General features: G+C 70.9%; 21 protein-coding genes. 10 read left to right on the forward strand and 11 right to left on the reverse strand.

The features are described from left to right. From Q4I23_RS18480 to Q4I23_RS18515, 8 genes are all read left to right on the forward strand, one after another. Positions 1 to 1,443, forward strand: a 1,443-nt coding sequence (locus Q4I23_RS18480) for a nitrous oxide reductase family maturation protein NosD (protein ID WP_498527152.1), incomplete at its 5' end; no start/stop codon positions are given. After that, positions 1,440 to 2,309: an ABC transporter ATP-binding protein gene (locus Q4I23_RS18485; protein ID WP_498527153.1), complete on the forward strand. Its 870-nt coding sequence runs from the start codon at positions 1,440 to 1,442 to the stop codon at positions 2,307 to 2,309. The genes Q4I23_RS18480 and Q4I23_RS18485, both read left to right, overlap by 4 nt. Continuing rightward, entirely contained in the window at positions 2,306 to 3,136 is an 831-nt protein-coding gene (locus Q4I23_RS18490) for an ABC transporter permease (protein ID WP_040137444.1), read from the forward strand. The genes Q4I23_RS18485 and Q4I23_RS18490 overlap by 4 nt, the downstream gene beginning before the upstream one ends. Further along, positions 3,136 to 3,735: a nitrous oxide reductase accessory protein NosL gene (locus tag Q4I23_RS18495; protein ID WP_454019686.1), complete on the forward strand. Its 600-nt coding sequence runs from the start codon at positions 3,136 to 3,138 to the stop codon at positions 3,733 to 3,735. Before Q4I23_RS18490 ends, Q4I23_RS18495 begins: the two co-directional genes overlap by 1 nt. Next, entirely contained in the window at positions 3,732 to 4,718 is a 987-nt protein-coding gene (locus tag Q4I23_RS18500) for an FAD:protein FMN transferase (RefSeq protein ID WP_498527154.1), read from the forward strand. The genes Q4I23_RS18495 and Q4I23_RS18500 overlap by 4 nt, the downstream gene beginning before the upstream one ends. 27 nt (positions 4,719 to 4,745) lie before the next feature. Continuing rightward, positions 4,746 to 4,934 (forward strand): twin-arginine translocase TatA/TatE family subunit, encoded by a 189-nt coding sequence (locus tag Q4I23_RS18505; RefSeq protein WP_114857117.1) that lies wholly within the window; start codon positions 4,746 to 4,748, stop codon positions 4,932 to 4,934. A 22-nt stretch (positions 4,935 to 4,956) separates the two neighbouring features. After that, positions 4,957 to 5,673 carry a cyclic nucleotide-binding domain-containing protein gene (locus tag Q4I23_RS18510; protein WP_498527155.1) on the forward strand — a complete coding sequence of 239 codons (717 nt, stop codon included), beginning with the start codon at positions 4,957 to 4,959 and terminating at the stop codon, positions 5,671 to 5,673. A gap of 28 nt (positions 5,674 to 5,701) precedes the next feature. Beyond that, a complete protein-coding gene (locus Q4I23_RS18515) occupies positions 5,702 to 6,748 on the forward strand; it encodes an NnrS family protein (protein ID WP_498527156.1) in 1,047 nt (348 codons plus the stop codon). A gap of 172 nt (positions 6,749 to 6,920) precedes the next feature. Here the strand turns inward: Q4I23_RS18515 and Q4I23_RS18520 are convergent, their stop codons facing one another. The 5 genes from Q4I23_RS18520 to Q4I23_RS18540 all read right to left on the reverse strand — a co-directional run bounded on the left by Q4I23_RS18520 (position 6,921) and on the right by Q4I23_RS18540 (position 10,595). Then, a complete protein-coding gene (locus tag Q4I23_RS18520) occupies positions 6,921 to 7,289 on the reverse strand; it encodes a c-type cytochrome (RefSeq protein WP_454019681.1) in 369 nt (122 codons plus the stop codon). A gap of 84 nt (positions 7,290 to 7,373) precedes the next feature. Then, the gene (gene ubiV / locus Q4I23_RS18525) at positions 7,374 to 8,288 is read right to left on the reverse strand and encodes a ubiquinone anaerobic biosynthesis protein UbiV (protein WP_498527157.1); all 915 of its coding nucleotides are present in this window, start codon (positions 8,286 to 8,288) and stop codon (positions 7,374 to 7,376) included. 12 nt (positions 8,289 to 8,300) lie between these two features. Continuing rightward, entirely contained in the window at positions 8,301 to 9,299 is a 999-nt protein-coding gene (gene ubiU, locus Q4I23_RS18530) for a ubiquinone anaerobic biosynthesis protein UbiU (protein WP_498527158.1), read from the reverse strand. Positions 9,300 to 9,303: 4 nt separating this feature from the next. After that, positions 9,304 to 9,933 (reverse strand): ubiquinone anaerobic biosynthesis accessory factor UbiT, encoded by a 630-nt coding sequence (ubiT, locus tag Q4I23_RS18535; protein ID WP_454019679.1) that lies wholly within the window; start codon positions 9,931 to 9,933, stop codon positions 9,304 to 9,306. A gap of 149 nt (positions 9,934 to 10,082) precedes the next feature. After that, entirely contained in the window at positions 10,083 to 10,595 is a 513-nt protein-coding gene (locus Q4I23_RS18540; RefSeq protein WP_454019678.1) for a DUF2249 domain-containing protein, read from the reverse strand. Positions 10,596 to 10,814: 219 nt separating this feature from the next. Between Q4I23_RS18540 and Q4I23_RS18545 the strand changes: the two genes are divergently transcribed. Continuing rightward, positions 10,815 to 11,555, forward strand: a complete 741-nt coding sequence (locus tag Q4I23_RS18545) for a Crp/Fnr family transcriptional regulator (RefSeq protein WP_498527159.1) — start codon at positions 10,815 to 10,817, stop codon at positions 11,553 to 11,555. Between the two features lie 71 nt (positions 11,556 to 11,626). Then, positions 11,627 to 11,863, forward strand: coding sequence for a DUF1858 domain-containing protein (locus Q4I23_RS18550; protein ID WP_454019676.1), 237 nt, complete (start codon positions 11,627 to 11,629; stop codon positions 11,861 to 11,863). Positions 11,864 to 11,883: 20 nt separating this feature from the next. Here Q4I23_RS18550 and Q4I23_RS18555 read toward each other — a convergent pair whose 3' ends face one another. The 6 genes from Q4I23_RS18555 to Q4I23_RS18580 form a co-directional block, all read right to left on the reverse strand. Next, positions 11,884 to 13,050: an NnrS family protein gene (locus tag Q4I23_RS18555; RefSeq protein ID WP_498527160.1), complete on the reverse strand. Its 1,167-nt coding sequence runs from the start codon at positions 13,048 to 13,050 to the stop codon at positions 11,884 to 11,886. A 23-nt stretch (positions 13,051 to 13,073) separates the two neighbouring features. Beyond that, positions 13,074 to 14,288 carry an NnrS family protein gene (locus tag Q4I23_RS18560; protein WP_454019674.1) on the reverse strand — a complete coding sequence of 405 codons (1,215 nt, stop codon included), beginning with the start codon at positions 14,286 to 14,288 and terminating at the stop codon, positions 13,074 to 13,076. Continuing rightward, positions 14,285 to 15,058, reverse strand: coding sequence for an ATP-binding cassette domain-containing protein (locus tag Q4I23_RS18565; RefSeq protein ID WP_498527161.1), 774 nt, complete (start codon positions 15,056 to 15,058; stop codon positions 14,285 to 14,287). The genes Q4I23_RS18560 and Q4I23_RS18565 overlap by 4 nt, the downstream gene beginning before the upstream one ends. Before the next feature lie 20 nt (positions 15,059 to 15,078). After that, positions 15,079 to 17,364, reverse strand: coding sequence for a TonB-dependent receptor family protein (locus Q4I23_RS18570; RefSeq protein WP_498527162.1), 2,286 nt, complete (start codon positions 17,362 to 17,364; stop codon positions 15,079 to 15,081). 164 nt (positions 17,365 to 17,528) lie between these two features. Beyond that, positions 17,529 to 18,353 (reverse strand): ABC transporter permease, encoded by an 825-nt coding sequence (locus tag Q4I23_RS18575; protein WP_498527163.1) that lies wholly within the window; start codon positions 18,351 to 18,353, stop codon positions 17,529 to 17,531. A gap of 8 nt (positions 18,354 to 18,361) precedes the next feature. Next, the coding region (locus Q4I23_RS18580) for an ABC transporter substrate-binding protein (RefSeq protein WP_498527164.1) at positions 18,362 to 19,290 on the reverse strand (929 nt) is incomplete at its 5' end.

Here is a 19,290-nt window from a genome sequence, read left to right on the forward strand (position 1 = left end):
GCGTATAATCGTCGGCAGCGTCAGATGTGTATAAGAGACAGGGGCAACACGCCGCAAAACAATCAAGGCAAGCCAATGCCCCACCACTCTCCACTCCCCCTCCTCGCCGCGGCGCTCGCCTTCGCCGCCGGGACGGCCTGCGCCGCCACGGTGACGGTGGCGCCGGGCGGGCTGGACGGTGCGCTCGCCGCGGCGGCGCCCGGCGACACACTCGTCCTCGCCCACGGCACGCACCCCGGCCCCGTCGTGGTCCGCAAGCCGGTCACGCTGCTCGGCGAGCCGGGCGCCGTCATCGACGGGGGAGGGGAGGGGAACGCCGTGACGGTCTTCGCCCCCGACGTGACCGTGCGGAATGTCGAAGTCCGCAATTCCGGCATCAGCCTGTCCGAGCAGAACACCGGAATCTTCCTGGGCAAGGAGGCGCACCGCGGCGTGATCGAGGGCAACCGGCTGCGCGACAACCTGATCGGCATCTATGTGTGGGGCGCCCACGATGTGATGGTCCAGCGCAACGACGTCATCGGGCGCACGGACCTGCGCCTGTCCGAGCGCGGCAACGGCATCCAGTTGTGGAACGCGCCGGGCACGCAGGTGGTGGACAACCGCGTCCAGGACGGGCGCGACGGCATCTTCACCACGACGTCGAAGAAGAACCTGTTCGCCCGCAACCGCTTCGAGCGGGTGCGGTTCGCCGTCCATTACATGTACACGAACGATTCCGAGGTGTCGGACAACCTGTCGGTCGGCAACCATGTCGGCTACGCGATCATGTATTCCAACAACCTCGTGATCCGGAACAACCGCTCGCAGGGGGACCGGGAGCATGGGCTGCTGCTGAACTACGCCAACAGCGCGCTCATCGAGGGCAACGTGGTCGCCGGTCCTCTGTCGCCCGAACAGGCGGCGCCGGTGGAGGTGGTGGCCGACAAGGACATGCCGGTGGCGACCGACGGCCCGGTGGAGGGCCAGCGCACCGGCACCTGGAAATGCGTCTTCATCTACAACGCCAACAAGAACCGCTTCACCGGCAACCGGTTCGAGGGCTGCGAGATCGGCGTGCACTTCACCGCCGGGTCGGAGCGCAACACGCTGACCGGCAACGCCTTCATCGGCAACCGCACCCAGGTCAAGTATGTCGGGACCCGTCACCTCGACTGGTCGGAGAAGGGGCGCGGTAACTACTGGTCCGACAACGCCGCCTTCGACCTGAACGGCGACGGCATCGCCGACGAGGCCTACCGCCCCAACGACGTCGTCGACCGCGTGATGTGGGCCTATCCGGCGGCGAAGCTGCTGATGAACAGCCCCGGCGTGCAGGTGATCCGCTGGGCGCAAAAGCAGTTCCCGGCGCTGCACCCCGGCGGCGTGATCGACAGCGCCCCTCTGATGAGCCCGCCGCCGTCTCCGGCGCTGCGCCAAACGGCGGAAAGGAACGCCCAATGACCGACACACCGACCATCCGTGTGGAGGGAGTCTCCAAGCGCTACGGCGACGCCTTCGCCGTGCGCGAGGTGGATCTGGACCTTGCTCCCGGCGAATGCGTGGCCATGGTCGGCCACAACGGCGCCGGCAAGAGCTCGCTGATCAAGCTGATGCTCGGGCTGACCACGCCGACCGCCGGCAGCGTCCGCGTGCTGGGCGGCGACCCGGCGAGCGCCTCGGCCTCTCACATCCGCCGGCAGGTCGGCTTCCTGCCGGAAAGCGTCGCCTTCCACCCCAGCATGACGGGGCGGGAGACGCTGGACTTCTACGCTCGGCTGAAGCGGGTGCCGCGCGACGGCAACGACGCGCTGTTCGACCGGGTGGGGCTGGAGCCCGCCGCGGTGAAGCGCCGCGTCGGCACCTATTCGAAGGGCATGCGGCAGCGGCTGGCGCTGGCCCAGGCGCTGCTCGGCGGGCCGAAGGTTCTGTTCCTGGACGAGCCGACGACCGGCCTCGACCCGGCGCTGCGCCAGAGCTTCTACGAGATCGTGCGGGACCTGCGCGACGCCGGCACCACCGTCCTGCTGTGCAGCCACGCCCTGACCGAACTGGAGGGGCAGGCCGACCGCGTCGTGGTGATGAACCGCGGGCGCAAGGTCGCCGACGGCTCGCTCGCCACTCTGCGCGGGCTGGCCCAGCTGCCGGTGCGCATCCGCCTGACCCTGCCGTCCGGCGAGGTCGTGGAGACCGCCTGCGCCAACGACGACAAGGTGGCGACGCTCCGCCAGATCGCCTGCGAAGGCCCGGAACTCGCCGACATCGAGGTCGTCCAGCCGAGCCTGGACGAGATGTACGCCCACTTCCTGCGCCGGGAGGCTGCGGAATGAACACGCTTCTGACGATCGCCGCCAAGGAGGTGCGCGACGGCCTTCGCAACCGCTGGGTCGTCGCCACCACGCTGCTGATGGCGGCGCTGGCCCTGACGCTGAGCTTCCTGGGGGCCGCCCCGACCGGCACGGTCGGCGTCGGCCGGGTGGAGGTGACCATCGTCAGCCTGTCCAGCCTGACCATCTTCCTGCTGCCGCTGATCGCGCTGCTGCTGTCCTTCGACGCGGTGGTGGGCGAGATCGACCGCGGCACCATGACGCTGCTGCTGTCCTACCCGGTGGCGCGCTGGCAGGTGCTGATCGGCAAGTTCCTTGGCCACGCCGCGATCATCGCCTTCGCCACCGTGCTGGGCTACGGCGCCGCCGGGGTGGCGCTGGCGATGAGCGGGACCGAGATCGGGCCGGAGAGCTGGCGCGCCTTCGCCGCCATGATCGGATCGAGCGTCCTGCTGGGCGCCGCCTTCACGGCCATGGGCTACCTCGCCTCCACGCTGGTCCGCGACCGCGGCACGGCGGCGGGCATCGCCGTGGCGATCTGGCTGGTGCTGGTCCTGCTCTACGACATGGCGCTGCTGGGGCTGCTGGTGGCCGACGGGGGCAAGACGGTGAACGCCGGCCTGCTGAATGGGCTGCTGCTCGCCAACCCGGCGGACGCCTTCCGCCTCTTCAACCTGACCGGCTTCAAGAGCGTCAGCCAGTTCGCCGGCACCGCCGGGCTGGCCGCGCAGGTGCAGGTGTCGGCCTCCGTCCTGCTGGCCGTGCTGGCCGGCTGGGTCGCCGCACCGCTGGCGCTGGCCGCCGTCCTCTTTTCCAGAAGGCAGATCTGATGAACACCTCCCTGAGAGCCACGCTGCTGGCGGCCTGCCTGCTGCTGCCGCTGTCCGCCTGTCAGCAGCAGAAGGCGGAGACCGCCCCGCCGCCGCCCGTCGCCATCACCGCCGACGCGATCGGCCATTACTGCGGCATGAACCTTGCCGACCATGCCGGCCCGAAGGGGCAGATCCTGGTCGGCGGGCGGGACCGCCCGGTCTGGCTGTCCTCCGTCCGCGACACCTTCGCCTTCACCATGCTGCCGGAAGAGGCGAAGGACGTCCGCGCCATCTACGTCACCGACGTCGCCCAAGCGGCCGATCCGCGCAAGCCCGACCTGACCGTCTGGATCGAGGCGCGCAAGGCCTGGTACGTGGTGGGCAGCCGTCAGCGCGGCGGCATGGGCGAGGCCGAACCCTTCCCCTTCGGCGACGAGGCCGCCGCCCGCCGCTTCGCCGCCGAGAACGGCGGCGCGATCAAGCGCTTCGCCGAGGTGACCGAGGACGAGATTCTCCACCCCACGCTTCCCTCCGAGCAGACCGCCGCCGATGAACCGGCGGAGCAGGGCGGCAAGCATGGCGGCGGCCACGGCGCCGGGCATGGAGGCACGCCATGACCACCCGCCGCCGCTTTCTCGGCATCGCCGCGGTGGCCGCCGGGCTGGCGCTGCTGCCGGGCGGCCTCCGGGCGGCGGGCGTGCCGGCGCGGACGTGGCGCGGCGTCGCGCTGGGAGCGGATTCCGTGATCCAGCTGGCGCACCCGGACCCCGCCGAGGCCGACCGGCTGATCGCCCTGTGCCTGGAGGAGGTCGCGCGGCTGGAGCGGGTCTTCAGCCTCTACCGGACGGATTCGGCGCTGGCCCGCCTGAACCGTGACGGCGTTCTCGACGCGCCGCCGGCCGATCTGGTGCGGCTGCTGTCCGAGGCCGCGGCCTTCAGCCGCCGCACCGACGGCGCCTTCGACCCGACGGTGCAGCCGCTGTGGCAGCTCTACGCCGGCCATTTCGCCCGCCCCGGTGCCGATCCCGCCGGCCCTCCGGAGGCCGTCCTCCGCGCGGCCAGGGAGTTGGGCGATCACCGCAAGCTTCGCGTCGAACCGGGCCGCGTTTCCTTTGCCGGGCGCGGCATGGCGGTGACGCTGAACGGCATCGCCCAGGGCTACGTCACCGACCGCGTGTCCGAGCGGCTGCGGGCGGAGGGCATGACCGACGTGCTGGTCGATCTGGGCGAAATCCGTGCGCTCGGCCATCATCCTTCGGGCCGCCCCTGGGCGGTCGGCCTCACCGATCCGCTCGCGGAAGGCCGCAACGCCGACACGCTGGAGATCGCGGACCGGGCGGTGGCGACGTCAGGCGGCTACGGCACGCCCTTCGATCCCGCCGGGCGCTTTACCCACCTGTTCGACCCGGCGACGGGCGGCTGCGCGCGGGAGTGGCTGGCGGTCACCGTGCTCGCCCCCGACGCCACCACCGCCGACGCCCTGTCCACCGCCCTGTCGGTCGCGCCGGAAGCGCGGGCCGCCGTTCTCCTCGACCGTTTTCCGGGCACCGCCGCCCGTCTCACCCGCCGCGACGGCAGCGTCCTCGCGCTGCGCGCCTGACCGTCCTTCATCCAGGAGACCATCGTCATGGGAAGTTTCAGCCTGATGCATTGGGCCATCGTCCTGCTGCTCGTCCTGCTGCTGTTCGGCGCGGGCAAGCTGCCCAAGGTCATGGGCGACCTCGCCAAAGGCGTGAAGTCCTTCAAGGCCGGCCTGAAGGATGATGACGCACCGGTTCTCGTCGAGGCGACGCGCAAGCCCGCCTCCGACGCCTGACCGCGACAGCAGAGCCGGGACGATGAGACAGGGCGCCCTGACGCTGATGCGCGACCTCCCGCTGTTCGAGGGAGTCGCCGACGAGACCCTGGAAGCGCTGACCTACGGGGCGCTTCTCCAGTGGTTCCCGCGCGAGACACGGCTGTTCGCGGAGGGCGAGATCCCCGACTTCCTGCACATCCTCGTCGAGGGCACGGCGATGCTGGCCGGCTGCGACGAGGCAGGGCAGGAGACGGTGATCGACATCGTGCGCCCCGGCGATTGCTTTGTGCCGGCGGCGGTGCTGGCCGACGCGCCATACCTGATGTCGGCGCGGACGCTGGAATCGTCGCGGATTCTGATGCTGGCTGCCCCCGTCCTGCGCGCGCAGGTTGCCCGCGACCACGCGCTGGCGCTGCGGGTGATGAGCACGCTGGTCGGGCAGTGCCGCGGGCTGGTGCGCGAGGTCAAGAACCTGAAGCTGCGCACGACGACCCAGCGGCTCGCCGCCTTCATCCTGTCGCAGGTTGATCCGTCGCCTCGGGATGAGGCGGAGGACGGCGCGACGGTCGAGTTGCCGGTCAGCAAGCGCGTGCTGGCCAGCCGCCTCGGCATGACGCCGGAACAGCTGTCCCGCACCTTCACCAAGCTGAGCCCCCACCAACTCCACGTCACGGGCAACACCGTCCGGGTGCGGTCGGTCGAACAGCTTCGGCGGCACTGCAACGTCGGCCATCCCAACGGTCATCACACCTCATGATCCAGCTAAGGCGGAGCGGGGCCTGACGGTGCCGTTCCGTCCCTTTTTTCTGCTGACCGCCCTGGACGCGCTGCTCGCGGTGGGGCTGTGGGTGCCGGTCCTTCTGGGGTGGGACGTGTCCAACGTGATCGCCGACCCGACGGGGTGGCACGGGCGGGCGCTGCTGTTCGGGACGCTGCCGGCGATGATGGCGGGATTCCTGCGCACCGCCCTGCCGCGCTGGACCGGGCAGCCGCTGGTCAGCGCGCGCCTCTGGCCGCTTTTGGTGCCTCTCTGGCTGGCGGGACGGGCGCTGTCGCCCTGGGTGATCACCGCGCACGCGCCGTTCCTTGCCGCGCTGGCCCTTCTCGTGACCCTGCAGGTCGCCGCCGCGCGGGACCGGCGCAACGCCGTTGTCGCGGCCCTGGCCGGAGCGCTGGCCGGGGCCGCGCTGTGCGACGCCGTTCCGTCCGCCTTGGCGCTGTCGCTCGGGCTGGCCATGGTGCTGGGCGGCCGCATCGCGCCGAGCCTGACCGCCACCCATCTGGGCCTGCCCAGCAAGGCGGCGCTGTTCACCGAGCGCCCTTGGTTTGAGCGTGCCGCCGCCTTGTCCGCGACCTGCGCGCTGGCCGCCTGGCTGGCCGAACCAGGTTCTGGAACGACGGCCGCTGCAAGCCTTCTCGCCGCGCTGACGCAGACGGCCCGGATGGTCCAATGGCGGGGCTGGCGGACGCTCGACCGGCCATCGGTCCTCGCCGTGCACGCGGCTTATGCCTGCATCCCACTCGGCTTCGCCTCCGTGGCGGCGTCGGCCGGCATGACGATTCATCTCTGGACGGTCGGAGCGCTCGGGCTGATGGGCTTCGCGGTGATGTCGAGCATGATCCGCAAGCACGCCGGCAACGCCTTCGGGCGGTCGGTGGTGGTGACGGGCTGCTACGTGCTCACCGCGCTCGCCGTTGCCTTGCGGGCGGTTGCCGCGGCGGCGGGAGAGGATGGCCCGCTGTGGCTGTTGGCCGCGGCCGGCGCCTGGAGCGCGGCGGCGATCCTGTTCCTGGCCGCCTTCGGCCATCTTCTCGTCCGCGGCCGCCCTTGAGCGGAAAAAAGCCCACCGGCGAAGAACCGATGGGCTTGAAGGGGGCAGAAAAACGGGAGGGTACTCGTCCAGCGGGGACGCAATCGATCAACGATTGTGCGGTTATCATAGCGACTGATTGCCCTCCCATCCTTGACGGCGGTCAAGCCGCCAAGGAAACGTGCTGATTTCGTCAGCTGTTCTTTTTCAGGAAGGCGATCAAGTCCTTGCGGGCCTGCTCGTTCTTCACGCCGGCGAAGGCCATCTTGTTGCCGGGGACGGCGCCCTTCGGGTCCGCCAGATAGGCGTCGAGCGCCGCCTCGTCCCAGGCCCCGGCGTTCTTCATGGCGTCGGAATACTTGTAGGCTTCGACGGAGCCGGCCTTGCGGCCGACGACGCCGTGCAGGTTCGGGCCGACGCGGTTCGGGCCGCCGGCCTCAATGGTGTGGCAGGCCTTGCACTGGTTGAACACCTTCTCGCCGGCGGCGGCGTCCTGCGCGGCGGCAAGGCCGGGGGACGACGCGACCAGCCCGAAGGCGAGCAGGGCAAACATGCGCTTCATAGGGGTTTCCTCGTTCAACGGACTCAAAAGTCAGCCGGGCCGCGCGGGAAGCGACGGTCCGACGGACATCGGATGGCGGGCGCGTCAGGCGACCGGCGCCGCAGCGTCGGCGTAAGCCGCACCCGCCATGTTGTGGAAGAAGCCGTTCTCCAGCGGGACGGCGGTCATGCCGCGCAGCTCCGCCATCACGTCCTGTCCGCTGTGCGCGCCGTCCAGAACGGCGCGGAAGGCCTTGGCGACGGCGACCATGTCGAGATCCTGCGGCGACAGGCGGAAGCGCTGGATGCCCATTGCCCGCAGTTGGTCGATCTCCGCCGCCAGCGCCAGATAGCCGTGCGACAGCGTCTGCGTGCCGTTGACCGACAGGAAGGGCTGGCCGTCGACGGTGCTGACCGGCATGCCGTCCGGGTCGTTGGCGCAGACGAACTGGCAGCCGTCCTTGTGCAGCGCGTGCGCCCGCGCGTGGTAGCAGCGGGCGGAAATGGCGAGCGGGGCGCGCCCGAACACCTGCACCTCCATGGACAGGCCGAGCGCCGCCCCCGTCTTCGCCATCACGGCGACGGCGGCGGCGGGAAGCTCCGCCGGCAGCGACACCGCGACGGCGCCGCGCCCGGCCAGCCACGCCAGGGTCGCCTCGTTGTAGCTGTTGATGAAGGGGCCGACGGCGTGGCGGCGCCCCTCCAGCAGGGCCAGCGCGCCCATGTCGTTGGCTTCGACCGGCAGCAGGTCGCTCTCCACGAGGTCGCGCATCGCCGCGCGGTCGCGATCGCTGCCGACCAGGATCGGGCTGGCGAGCCAGACCTCCTTCCCGGCGGCGGCCAGACGGGCGATCACCTCGTCCATGACCGGGGCGAGGAAGGGCGCGCGCTTGGAACAGACGATCTCGCCGACGACGACGGCGTCGACCGGCGCCTCGTCGGCGATGCGGGCGTAAAAATCGCGCCAACGCTCCGCCGGCCAGTTGAACAGGACGGGACCAAGGGTCAGGGTGGGTTTCATGAACGCAACTCCTCAGCGCCACGCGCGGGTGTAGGCGCCGGTGGTCTGGGCTCCGCCCTCGACCATGGCCTCCAGGTCGAGCGCCGGCACGGGCAGCCCGCGTTCGAACGCGTCCAGCGCCCGGCGGTAGGCGCCGACCACGGCGGCGATGTAGGCCTTGCCACGCTGGCGGCCTTCGATCTTCAGGGCGCACACCTTGGCGGCCTTCAGCTCCGGCAGCAGGGCCAGCGCGTTGAGGCTGGTCGGCTCCTCGAACAGGTAGGCCGGATCGCGGGAGGTGCCGCCGCCGGGCACGAAGCGGCCCTTGCACAGCGTCGGGTAGCCCGCCGGCTCCCCGGCGCCGAAGACGTTGATGGTGAAGCCGCCGAGGCGCGACGCCAGCGCCTCGCCGCGCGGCTCGTAACGCACATGGCTGGCCGGGGAGCAGACGCCCTGCTTGTTGGGCGACAGCCCGGTCGCGTAGGAGGACAGCGAGCAGCGCCCCTCCGCCATCGGGCAGAGGCCGCCGAAGACGAAGACCTCGGTCTCCACATCGACCTCGGCGTTCAGCCGGGCGATCTCCGGCACCGTCAGCACGCGGGGCAGCACGACCCGCCGCACGCCGAAGGCCTCGCGGTAGAGCCGGATCGCCTCGGCGTTGGCGGCGGAGGCCTGAACGGACAGGTGAAGCCGCAGGTCGGGATGGCGCTTTGCCGCGTAGTCGAGCAAACCGAGGTCGGCGAGGATCACCGCATCCGCCTTCAGCCGCGCGGCGTCGTCCACCGCGCGCTGCCAGGGGGCGAGATTGCCGGCCTGGGGGTAGGTGTTGATGGCGACGAAGACCTGGACCGACCGCGCGTGGGCGTAGGCGATGGCCTCGGCCAGTTCCGGCCGCGAGAAGTTCAGGCCGGGGAAGTTGCGCGCGTTGGTCTCGTCGCGGAAGCCCAGATAGACGGCGTCGGCGCCCGCGTCCACGGCGGCGCGCAGCGCGGCGGGGTTGCCCGCCGGGCAGATCAGTTCGAAGGAACCCATGCCGTTACGCTCCCTGCCGCGGGCTGGTGAGCCGCCGCTCCAGCATGGTCATGCCCCAGCGCACCGGCGGCGGGGCGAAACGGCGCGCCGTGGCGAGCAGGTCGAGCGCCCGCCCGGCGTTGCGCCGCGCCACGGGCAGGGCGTGCCGCAGCGGACCGGCCGCGGCAGCGACGTCGCCGAACAGGTCCATCTCCTCGCCGTCCAGCGTGTTGCGGAGCGCCAGGATCAGGGCGGTGTCGCCCTCGATGGAGAGTTCGCGGCGGAAGAACAGCGCGTCGCCGTCGATGCGCCCTTCCAGCAGGTCGAGGAGCCGCGCGCAGGGGCCGCGCACCGTGGCCTCCGCCTCGGCGGTGCGGTCGCAGACCCGCAGGGCGAGGCCGGGGCCGACGCGGAGCAGCAGGGCGGCGGGCGCGTCCACGGGATCGATGAGCAGGCGGGCGTCGGGCAGCTCGCCGAGGGCGGTGAAGGCGCGCGGGTGGCGCGCCTCCAGAATCCGCAGCAGCCGATCGAACAGCAAGCCGCCGGCCCGGTCGCCGAGCCGCCGCGCGAACCCCAGCCCGGCCCGCGTCAGTTGGACTTCGACGTCGCGGGCACGGGTGTCCGGGGCCATCTCCTGGGCCTTATCCTGAGCCATAAAGCCGGGATCGCGCATACGCCTGTCTCCTTCCCTTCGGAATGGTCGTGTGGCGGGCGGAGCCCGCCGGGCTTCGGCAATACAGCCCGGTGGTCATACCATCCTTGATGACGGTCAAGCCCAAGGTCCCGAACGGCCGCCTGGGGCGATCAGCCGCACATGCCCCCGCAGCAGGAGCCGGAACGCCGGGCGACCAGACGCTCGTAGGACAAGTGCAGTTGCCCGGCGGGCGGGATGACCCCTTGCATCAGGTCGAGCACCTGCTCCGCGCTGGTGCCCGGCGGGCAGTCGGTGATCTCGCAGACCAGCCCGCCGTCCGCCACGCCGAGCGGCGTCTCGGCGGCGACCGCGCTCGCCTGTCCGCCGCGCCCGATGCGCACCCGCAGGGAGGTCGCCGGGGCGGTGCCGGACTCGGGCCGCCCGATGCGCACCCGCCAGCGCTCCGGCCCGCGCTCCAGATAGGTCCAGCTCACCGCATCGCCGAACAGCGCCTGGATCTGGAGAGAGAGCGGGCGCGGGTCATGGTCGTTGACCAGCACGAAGCCGCGGCCCGGCGCCAATTCCTGCGTGGCCTGGAGGATCAGCGGGTGGCGCTGGTGGGGCGGAATGGACTGGACGTCGATGACCGGCTCGGCCGCGGTGGACTGTTCGGCGATCTGCATGGGGGAGGTCCGAAGGGTTGCGATGTGGCGACAAGCCTAAAGGACTGGTCCTATCGGCTCTTTGTTCCAGGACAAATTGAGACCTTGGTTCCGGTTTTGAGTTTCAATCCGAGCGCAGGCGGGTTGCGGCGCGGCGCGCGGGCGGTCATCTTGGAAGGCAACTTTTCCGTGACGGCTGCCCGCAGGGGTGGTCGGGCACGACCTTTTGAGGATGGTCTGATGACGCCGCTTGCCCCCGATCCCGCCAGTCTGCGTGGCCTGCGGCTGTTCTCCGGTCTGGACGCGGCGGCCCTGGCCGAGATCGTCCGGTCCGCCCATACCCGGCGGATCGAGAAGGGAACCACCATTTTTTCCCAGGGCGACCGGGCGGCCCTCTGCCACGCGCTGATCGACGGGCGGGTCAAGATCGTCCAGACCGGGGCCGACGGTCAGCAACTGGTGGTCCGCTACATCGGTGCGGGGGAGATGTTCGGCACGGCGGCGGTCTTCTCGGGCGGCATCTACCCCGCCGACGCGCTCGCCATGGTCGATTGCGTCGGCGTGCACTGGACCGCCGCGACGATGGGCGAACTGATGGAGCGCTACCCCCGCATCGCGCTGAACGCCCTGGACATCGTCGGCCGCCGCCTTCAGGAGGTGCAGACCCGCCTGCGCGAGTTGTCCACCGAGCGGGTCGAGCGTCGCGTCGCCCACGCGCTCCTGCGGCTGGCCCGTCAGGCGGGCCGCCGGGTCGGGAACGGCATCGAGATCGACTTTCCGCTGTCCCGTCAGGACATCGCGGAAATGACCGGAACCACGCTGCACACGGTGAGCCGCATCCTCAGCGGTTGGGAGGGACAAGGGATCGTCGAGGGCGGACGCCAGCAGGTGACGATCCGCCAGCCGCATGCCCTGGTTGTCATCGCCGAGGATCTGCCCAAGCCGGAGAAGCCGGAAGCGACCCCGAAAGCGGAGAAGTAGGCGGAGCCGAACCTCCATTCCGTTTGCGCGGGCGCAAAGAAACGCGCGCGCCGGTGCGCTAGGGTGCCGGGATGATCGCTCCGCCATCACCTTGCGCCACCGCGGCCTTGCCCTCGTCCTCCGACCTCGTCGAGGATGTGCTGGAGCGCTGGCCTTCGACCATTTCCGTGTTCCTCAAGCACCGGATGGCCTGTCCCGGCTGCCCGATGGCGCGTTTCCAGACCGTCGCCGAGGTGGCGGACGACTATGGCCTGGACACCGACGCTCTGCTCGACGAGTTCGCGCGGGCCATCGCGGCTAACGGTTGACGTTCCTTGCCGCCGGCCCTTCATCGCCGACGGGTCAGCAGCATCCGTCCGTAGACCATGGCGAACATCAGGAAGGCGGCAACCCACAGGACACCCGCCAGCGGCAACAGCAGCATCGTGCGTTGCGGGTCGAGGGCGGCAGCCATCCGCGCGCCCGCTGCCAGCGTCACGGCGACGTAAATCGCCACCGTCGCCCAGGAAGCGGTGAGCGCCCGCCCGGTGTGGCCCAGGGTGACGCGGGTCATCATCGCCAGTGTCATGCCGCCGATGGCGCCCGCGGTCCAGGCGTGGAGCGCCGCGCTTCCATGAGCGGCACTGCCGTTCAGCGAGGCCCAGGCCGCCAGCAGGAACCCGACCGGGATGAAAGCGTAGGCGACGTGCAGGACGAGCACGAGCGGCTCGGACAGCGTGCGCTGCGCTTGCCACCGCGTGAGCCGCACCGCCTGCGCCAAGCCGGCGACCAGCAGCAGGGCGCCGGTCAGGCGCTCGTCCAGCACCGCGCCGTCCCGCAGGATCCAGGCGATCAGAGCCAACAGGCCGACCCCCATCGCCGTACTGTCGAAGCGGGAGAAGGGTGCCGGCAGCCGCGCGCCGCCGCGCGCCCTCAGCCAATTCCCGGTGAAGCTCGGGATGATCCGCCCGCCGATCAGCATGATCAAGGTGACAATCGCCGCCACCGCGAGTCGCGTGCCGTGGACGCTCTGCCCGAAGCGCCACAGCTCCCAATGGAACAGGCCCTGCGCGCCGATCAGGACGGCAAGGACGGCGACGACCTTCAGATTGCGCCAGTTCCTCGCCGCGGCGATCTCCCGCCCGGCCACAGCGGCGAGGGCCACCGGAAACAACAGCGCGAGCAACGCGATCGCCAACGGTCCCAGAGCCGCCGATCCGGCCACGCCCAGCCGTCCCACGACCCAGACGGCGAACAGCGCCGCCAGCGGCCAGCCGGCCACGGGCGGACGCCCGGTCCAGTTCGGTATCGCCGTCAGCAGGAAGCCGGCAACGATGGCCGGGACGAAACCGAACAGCAGCTCGTGGGCGTGCCAGGAGACGGGGGAAAAATCCATCTCCGGGCTGACGAGGCCGAGGAACCATGGCACCCAGACGGCGATCAGTGCGGCGGCATAGAGCGCCCCGAACAGGAAGAAGGGACGGAAGCCGGCGCTGAAGAGGGTGATGGGCTTCATCGGGGGCCTTTTACGTTAAAGGGTCAACACACCGCGGCTTCGTCCACACGGGGCTTGGACAGGAACGGCCAGTAGATTTTCAGCCAGAGTAGGAAGGCCGCCGCCCAGAGCAGGGCCGCCAGCGCGTGCGGCGGTCCAGGTGGCACAGGCACAATGCCCAGTTCCGGCAGGACCCGCAGGGCCACCGCCCCCGCCAGCAGCGGAAACGCCAGCCGCGCCCTCGCCGGAAGGGGAAAGGTCCGGCCGGTGTGGAACAGCCCGGCGATGGCGAAGACCGCCAGCACGCCGAGGCCCAGCCCGCCCATCAGCGCCAGATGCAGCGCCGGCGTTTCGGGAAAGTCAGCCCCCAGCCGGGAGGCTCCGATCAACAGCAGGCCGGCGCCCGCCATCAGGCTCGATCCGGCCAAGGCCAGGATCTCCGCGCGAAAGACGGCGCGGCCGATGAAGGATTCGGCAACCCGGTCGAGAAAGGCGGCTCCGGCGGCGACGAACAGATAGGCGCTCACCATGGGCGATAGCCCGGCGATCTCCCCGGCCAGGGCGATGGCGACCAGACCGGGCGCCAGATTGAGGCGTCCCGGATGGGGCCGGTAGGGCGAACTGCTCTGGCTGGGGTCGAGGACGAGATTCGTGACGGGCACCGAAATGCGCGCCAGAACGAGACCCAGAAGCCCGAGCAGCACCAGACCGGCGGCGTGCAGTCCGGCCTGCGCCCACTCAACGTCACCGATGACAAAAGCGGCGTGGACCACGGCACCCGAAACCGCGAGTGCGCTCAGCCAGAGGAGAACGCCGAGCAACCGGCTGGTGCGCTTGCGCCAGGACACCGTCGCGACGTAGAGGGGCAGGGCGGCGAGCCACGCCGTGTCGGCGACCGTGGCGACAACGGCCGACCCGTCGGCACCGGTCAGCCCGGCGACCCGCCCGATCCCCCACAGTGCCGCCAGCGCGAAGAGGGCGCGCCCCTGAAGCCGCCGGCTGTCGGTCCATTCCGGGATCGCCGTGGTGATGAAGCCGATCACCGCCGCGCCGAAGGAGCCGAACAGCATCTCGTGCGCGTGCCACAGCCCCGGCGGGATCGCGCCGTCGAAGGGCAGGGCGAAGCCGTTGACCACCGCCCACAGCACCGGCCACAGAGCAGCGTGCAGGGCCGACAGCGGGAAGAACAGCCGCAGCCCCTCGTCGCCGAGGATGCCGGCGAGGGTCGGCGCGCGGGCGGTTCGGATCGTGTCCGTCACGGGGTCCGCCTTTCGTCGATGTCGTGGATGTGGCGGAACAGCGGGTCGTCGGACAGAAATCCGGCGACCAGCCGGTAGACGGTGCCGTCGTCGCGCCCGCCCGGTTCGCCGGGAACGGCGCGCGTCCCGGCGATGCCGCGCCCCTGGGCGTCCATGACCACGACCCGGTGGGCGATGCGCACCGCCTCCATCAGGTCGTGGGTGATGAACAGGGCGCCGAAGCGCGCCCCGCGCGCCGCCTCGATCAGCAGATCCTGCATGCGGCGCTTCAGGGCGACGTCGAGCGCGGTGAAGGGCTCGTCGAAATAGACGAAGTCGGGGTCGATCGCCAGCGCCCGCGCGATGGCGGCGCGTTGGCGCATGCCGCCCGACAGCTCGACGGGGAACTTGTCGAGGTCGGCGCGGTCGAGTGCCACCCGCCTTGCGGCCTCTTCCGCCCGCTCCCGCCGTTCGCGGCGGGGCAGGCCGAGCAGGCGCAGCGGGTAGGCGATGTTGGCCCGCGCCGTCGCCCAGGGCAGCAGGCGCGGGTCCTGGAACACCATGCCGTGGCGGCGGTAGCGACGCGCGACGCGGCCCCGCGACGGCTCGACCACCCCGGCGGCGATGTGCGCCAGCGTGCTCTTGCCGCAGCCCGAGGGGCCGACGAGCGCCGCCACCTCGCCCGCCGCCAGCGACAGGTCCACGGCGTCGAGCACCGTGCGGCCGAGATAGGCGTGGCCGATGCCGGACAGCGTCAGGGAGGGGGCGGTGCCCATCGTTTCCCGGGTCATGGCAGGGTGCCTTTCCGATTTTAGAAGCTGACCTTCAGGCCGGCGTAGAAGGCCCGCCCGTCGCCCGGCAGGTAGACCGCCTGGGTGGGCGACGCCTGATCGACGATCAGCGTCGAGGAGGCGTAGGTCGCGTCGAAGATGTTGCGCGCCTCGCCATAGACGCTGACACGCTCGTTGATGGCGTAGGTGCTGCGCAGATCGACGGTGGCGTAGCCGTCCGTGTAGACACTGTTCATGTTGTCGACGGGGGTCTTGCCGGGATACCAGTCCACCTCCGCTCCCACCGACAGCGCCGTGGTGATGTCGTAGCGCGCCGAGGCGTTGATGACGTGGCGCGGCGCGCCGGCCAGCCGGTTGTCGCCGCGCACCGGATCGTCCTGGAAGCGGAAATCCTGGAAGGTGTAGGCGATCCGGCCGCTCAGCCGCTCGGTGAGGAAGGCCGACAGCCCCATATCGACGCCGAAATGCCGCGTCCGGTCGGCGTTCACCGCGCCGAGCGAGGCCCCGGTGGCGTCGCGCAGGCTCAGCAGCTCGTTCTTGACCCAGGAGTAATAGGTCCCGGCATCGACCGCGACGACCCCGAAACGGCCGCGCCAGCCTGCCTCGATGGTGGTCGCCGTCTGCGCCTTGAGGTCCGGCGTGCGGTAGGCGGTCGAGACGAGGCCAGGCTGGGCCGGGTTCGGACGCCCGGCGCTGCTGTTCGGCGTGCCGTTGACGGTGGCGATCAGGTCGTCGTGGGTCGGCGGCTCGAAGCTGCGGCTGACCGCGGCGTAGAGGGTGTGGTCCTCCAGCGGCTTCCAGGTCAGGCCGAGGCTGGGGCTGACTCCGGTGTAGCTGCGGTCGTAGCTGGTGTCGCCGGCGGGGATCGAGCCGGCCGGCAGCGCCACCCGCGGGTTGGCCGGGTTGAAGGCGATGGTCGGCCGCCGCGCCGCGCCGAAGGTGTCGCCGTTCTCGCGCGTGGCGTGGGTGACGGTGACCGCCGGGGACAGCGTGAGCGCGTTGCCCAGCGGCAGGTTCAGGCCACTGTGCAGCGCCAGGGTGGAGGCGTCCATCGTGCTGCGCCCGAACAGGGCGCCCTGGCTGCCGGCGTTGTTCAGGTAATCCTTGCGGTCCGCCGATCCGACGACGTAGCGCAGGGTCGTCTCGAACAGCGGCAGGGGCTGGCTCGCGTCGGGGCTGTAGGCGTAGCGTGCGACGGCGGTGACGTCGCCGCCCTCCGTTTTGCGGATGCCCGAGGAGATCGGGAAGCGGAACGTATCGTCCGTGTGGGTGTAGCCCAGCGCCACGTCCAGCAGGTGCGAGCCGAAGGTCGCCGTGGTCCGGTTGCCGACGCGGAACTGCTTGGCTTCGCGCTCGGGCCGGTCGCGGACGACGTTCGGTCCCGGATTGGTGGCGACGCCGTTGACCACGCGGGGGCCGGTGTAGACCGCCTTGGGGTTCGATTCCAGAAGCTGGCGGGTCAGCGGGCCGGCGACGTCGAAGGACAGGTCGGTGTAGCCGGCAAAGAAGCGGGTGGTGACGGTGTCGGACAGCACGGCGCCCGCGTTGGCGTCGAAGCCGGTGCGTTCGGAGCTGTTGTAGTCGCGGTAGCCGTCGCGCTGGCTGCGCTGGACCTGGACCAGCCCATCGAGCTTTCCGGCGCTGCCGCCGGCCTGCAGGCTGGTGTTGAATTGGCCGAAGCTGCCGCCCTCGACGCCCAGCCGGTAGCCCGGCGCGGAGGAGCCGGTGGGGGAGATGAAATTGATCGCCCCGCCCAGCATGCTGGCGCCCAGCCGGTTGGCGGTGTAGCCGCGGTAGATCTCGGTGAACTCCGCTTGGCGCGGGTTGGCCAGCCCGACGATATAGGAGCCGTCGGCCCGATTCAGCGGCAGGCCGTTCTGCAGGGCCAGGATGCCGCGCTCCACCGGATTCTGCTGGAGCCCGGAGCCGCGGATCTGGATACGCGGCTGGTCGTTGCCGCCGAAGAAGTTCTGCACCACCACGCCGGGTACTCCGGACAGCGCGTCGGACACCGTGACGTTCGCTTTGCCGGTCAGATCCTCCTCCGCCACCAGGGCGGTGCCGCCGGGGATCGCTTCCAGACGGCGGCGGGCGGTCGCCTCGGCACTGTCGGTCTGTCCCTCGACCATGACCGGGGAGAGGAAGACGGCGGCCCCCGGTGCCGCCGACTGCGCGTGGGCCGGCGGCGAAGCCGCGGCGCCCAGAGAGGCCATGGCCAACCCGGCCAGAAGGATGGGGGCGCGGGTGGCGGTGTCCGCTCGCGCGGTTCGGAACGCCGCTTGGCCGGCCTGTCCCCGTGTCGTCATGGTGCTCGTTTCCCCGGAAAAGCCGATGTCTCGGACTTAAATGCAAATGATTGTCGTTCGCATTTTATCGGCCTTTCGGGTGGGCTGTTTGTCCGCGGTCAAGTTCGAGGCGGAAAAGCAGCGTGCACGGTCGATTTTTTCCCCGCTGGCGCCGGCCTTGGCGGTCAGCGCTTGACGCCCCAGGGGCGCGCGGCGTTGCGCCAGCGTTCGAACTCGGACCGGATGGGGTGGACCAGCGTGTATTCGACGACGATCAGCCCGGTCACCGCGATCAGCACCCAGGCCAGCGCCTCGGCCACGTCGAGATTGGCGCGGGCGGCGGCCAGCGCGCCGCCGATGCCGCCGGTGTTGGCGAGAAGCTCGGCCATCACCGCCACCTTGAAGGCCGAGCCGAGCGCCACGGTCAGCGCCGGGAACAGGAAGGCGGCGACGTGGCGCAGCCCGAGCGTGGTCAGCCGGGCGAGCGGGCCGGCGCCGAAGGCGCGGGCCATGTCGTCCAGCCCGCGGTCGCGGGTGACAGCGCCCTCGGCCACGCCGACGAAGACCACCGGGGTCGCGGCGACCAGCACCGTCGTGATGATCGTTCCGTCGGTGGAGCCGAACCAGATCATCGCCAGCACGATCCAGGCGATGGGCGGGACCCCCAGCAGGACGGTCAGGATCGGGCGGGCCAGCCGCATCGTCGCCGGCGAATAGCCGGCGGCCAGCCCGCCCGCGGCGCCGGCAAGGGCGGCCAGCGCGAAGCCCTCGACCGCGCGCAGCGTGGTCTGACCGGCCAGTTCCCAGGCGGCGGGATCGGCGGCGATGGTCAGTCCGGCGGTCAGGGTCGCCAGCGGGGCCGGCAGGATGAAGTCGCCGTAGCGCTCATGCCCCGCCTGCCAGAGCGCGGCGAACAGGGCCAGCCCGGCCAGCCCGGCCCAGCCCGACCACAGGAATTGCCCGACCCGGCCCAGCCGGTCGAGAACCGCGTCGGCGCGCGCCGTCGTCATGCCGCACCTCACAGATAAAAGTCCGCCGCCGGCAGCGCGCCGCCGATGATCTTGGGGTCGAACTCCGCCAGGGCGCGGAAGACGGCTTCCATCGGTTCGCGAACGGCGCTGGCCCGTTGAGCGACCAGATTGGAATGGGGGATTGCCTGCTCGATGACCGGCCAGGGCAGGCCGAGCGGCGCCGCAGCGTCGTTGGCGGCCCGCGCCGGGTCGGCGTTGACCGAGGCGGTCGCCTTGGCCAGCGCGTCGTGCAGCGCCTCGACGCTGGCGGGATGCTCCGCCAGGAAGGTGGCGGAGACGCCGAGCCCGGCCTGCGGGAGGGCCGTTGCCAGTCCGGTGGCGGCGCCCCAGGCGTGCTGGATGTCGAGAACCCGCGTCACCGTCTTGCCGGCCATCCCGGCGCGCAGGATGGCGGCGGAGGCCGCCGGCTCGGGCAGCAGGGCGGCGTCGGCCCGCCCGGTGACGAGAAGCTGGATCGCCTCCATCGGCGTGCCCGTGAATTGAAGGGCGACATCGCCGTCGGCCGTCAGCCGCTCCGCCGCCAGCAGGCGCCGGAACACGTATTCCGGCGTGTCGTTGCGGAAGGGGATCGCGACGCTCCGGCCCTTCAGAGCGGCCACCGAGGTCAGCGACGGATCGGTGGACAGCAGATACAGCAGACCGTTGGTCATCACGTTGACCAGCCGGACGCCGAGCCCCTTGTTGAACAGGTTGGCGGCGGACTGGGTCGGCAGCACGAAGGTCTGCATGGTGCCGGAGGTCAGCCCGGCGCGCAGTTCGTCCGGGGTGCGCCACGCCTTGAACACCACCTTGTCGGCGACTGGGCGGAGCAGGCCGGAGGCGATGGCGTGAACCAGCGTGATCGACGGCCCCGCCGGCGGTCCCCACAGGGTCAGCCTGTCTCTTATACACATCTCCGAGCCCACGAGACTATAAC

Source organism: Azospirillum sp. UFLA03-27 (assembly GCF_059803775.1).

What these genes read in the sequence shown, in the direction of transcription:
- Q4I23_RS18485 (WP_498527153.1), top strand. Translation starts at nt 1,440, where the DNA reads ATGACCGACACACCGACCATCCGTGTGGAGGGAGTCTCCAAGCGCTAC.
- Q4I23_RS18490 (WP_040137444.1), top strand. Translation starts at nt 2,306, where the DNA reads ATGAACACGCTTCTGACGATCGCCGCCAAGGAGGTGCGCGACGGCCTT.
- Q4I23_RS18495 (WP_454019686.1), top strand. Translation starts at nt 3,136, where the DNA reads ATGAACACCTCCCTGAGAGCCACGCTGCTGGCGGCCTGCCTGCTGCTG.
- Q4I23_RS18500 (WP_498527154.1), top strand. Translation starts at nt 3,732, where the DNA reads ATGACCACCCGCCGCCGCTTTCTCGGCATCGCCGCGGTGGCCGCCGGG.
- Q4I23_RS18505 (WP_114857117.1), top strand. Translation starts at nt 4,746, where the DNA reads ATGGGAAGTTTCAGCCTGATGCATTGGGCCATCGTCCTGCTGCTCGTC.
- Q4I23_RS18510 (WP_498527155.1), top strand. Translation starts at nt 4,957, where the DNA reads ATGAGACAGGGCGCCCTGACGCTGATGCGCGACCTCCCGCTGTTCGAG.
- Q4I23_RS18520 (WP_454019681.1), bottom strand. Translation starts at nt 7,289, where the DNA reads ATGAAGCGCATGTTTGCCCTGCTCGCCTTCGGGCTGGTCGCGTCGTCC.
- ubiV (WP_498527157.1), bottom strand. Translation starts at nt 8,288, where the DNA reads ATGAAACCCACCCTGACCCTTGGTCCCGTCCTGTTCAACTGGCCGGCG.
- ubiU (WP_498527158.1), bottom strand. Translation starts at nt 9,299, where the DNA reads ATGGGTTCCTTCGAACTGATCTGCCCGGCGGGCAACCCCGCCGCGCTG.
- ubiT (WP_454019679.1), bottom strand. Translation starts at nt 9,933, where the DNA reads ATGGCTCAGGATAAGGCCCAGGAGATGGCCCCGGACACCCGTGCCCGC.
- Q4I23_RS18540 (WP_454019678.1), bottom strand. Translation starts at nt 10,595, where the DNA reads ATGCAGATCGCCGAACAGTCCACCGCGGCCGAGCCGGTCATCGACGTC.
- Q4I23_RS18545 (WP_498527159.1), top strand. Translation starts at nt 10,815, where the DNA reads ATGACGCCGCTTGCCCCCGATCCCGCCAGTCTGCGTGGCCTGCGGCTG.
- Q4I23_RS18550 (WP_454019676.1), top strand. Translation starts at nt 11,627, where the DNA reads ATGATCGCTCCGCCATCACCTTGCGCCACCGCGGCCTTGCCCTCGTCC.
- Q4I23_RS18555 (WP_498527160.1), bottom strand. Translation starts at nt 13,050, where the DNA reads ATGAAGCCCATCACCCTCTTCAGCGCCGGCTTCCGTCCCTTCTTCCTG.
- Q4I23_RS18565 (WP_498527161.1), bottom strand. Translation starts at nt 15,058, where the DNA reads ATGACCCGGGAAACGATGGGCACCGCCCCCTCCCTGACGCTGTCCGGC.
- Q4I23_RS18570 (WP_498527162.1), bottom strand. Translation starts at nt 17,364, where the DNA reads ATGACGACACGGGGACAGGCCGGCCAAGCGGCGTTCCGAACCGCGCGA.
- Q4I23_RS18575 (WP_498527163.1), bottom strand. Translation starts at nt 18,353, where the DNA reads ATGACGACGGCGCGCGCCGACGCGGTTCTCGACCGGCTGGGCCGGGTC.